Below are 901 nucleotides of genomic sequence, written 5' to 3'. Positions count from 1 at the left end.
GGAAATCTCCGGATCAACGCTTACTTACAGCTCCCCGAAGCATATCGGTGTTTGTCCCGTCCTTCATCGGCTCCTAGTGCCAAGGCATCCACCGTGCGCCCTTTCTAACTTAACTAAACACACTTTGCGTTGCTTGGCTTTATCGTTTAGCTCCAAACGAGAACCGTTTGTCGCTTTTCTTACTGCCTGTTATCTAGTTTTCAAGGAACATACCACTTCTTCAATTCATAATAGAAATGGTGGAGCCTATCGGGATCGAACCGATGACCTCCTGCGTGCAAAGCAGGCGCTCTCCCAGCTGAGCTAAGACCCCATGGCATGTATGGTGGGCCTAAGTGGACTTGAACCACCGACCTCACGCTTATCAGGCGTGCGCTCTAACCAGCTGAGCTATAGGCCCATACATACGTATCATATTTTTTATTAGAGGTGTATTCCCTCAAAACTGAACATGGTCGCTACCATGATCAACTTCTTCGTACCATGCGCCGAGGAATCAATCACCTTTGTAATCATCACTCGCAGACGCAGGCGCAAAACATATTTTGTTCAAAAAGGAGGGGCTGTTCCCTCAAAACTGAACAAAACAGACAGCGGAATTTTATCATATGATTGTTATGTTTGTCAACATGTACGGAGAAGTCCTCCGCTTTTCTTTATGTCTAGCTACGGCTCCTAGCCCCTCGAGCCGCTTCGGTCCTGCTGTGGCGGCAACAGCCTCCTCGCAGGCCCTCCAGCGCTTGTCGGAGCTGAACAGTCGCCTCCGCTTTTCGCATTTATCCTTAGAAAGGAGGTGATCCAGCCGCACCTTCCGATACGGCTACCTTGTTACGACTTCACCCCAATCATTTGCCCCACCTTCGGCGGCTGGCTCCCGTAAGGGTTACCTCACCGACTTCGG

Annotated in this window: 2 tRNA genes and 2 rRNA genes; all 4 read right to left on the bottom strand. The window is 50.2% G+C overall.

Annotated elements, in window-relative coordinates:
- Positions 1-115: ribosomal RNA gene (locus ETB99_RS14585) — 23S ribosomal RNA — on the bottom strand; the annotation flags it as partial.
- Positions 116-237: 122 nt separating this feature from the next.
- Positions 238-313, bottom strand: a tRNA-Ala gene (locus tag ETB99_RS14580).
- Between the two features lie 10 nt (positions 314-323).
- Positions 324-400: transfer RNA gene (locus ETB99_RS14575), tRNA-Ile, on the bottom strand.
- 386 nt (positions 401-786) lie between these two features.
- A 16S ribosomal RNA gene (locus ETB99_RS14570) occupies positions 787-901 on the bottom strand; the annotation flags it as partial.

It is taken from the genome of Anoxybacillus sp. CHMUD (genome assembly GCF_013096965.1).
GTDB lineage: Bacteria > Bacillota > Bacilli > Bacillales > Anoxybacillaceae > Anoxybacillus > Anoxybacillus kestanbolensis_A.
This window is presented reverse-complemented; position numbering and strand designations above follow the sequence as displayed.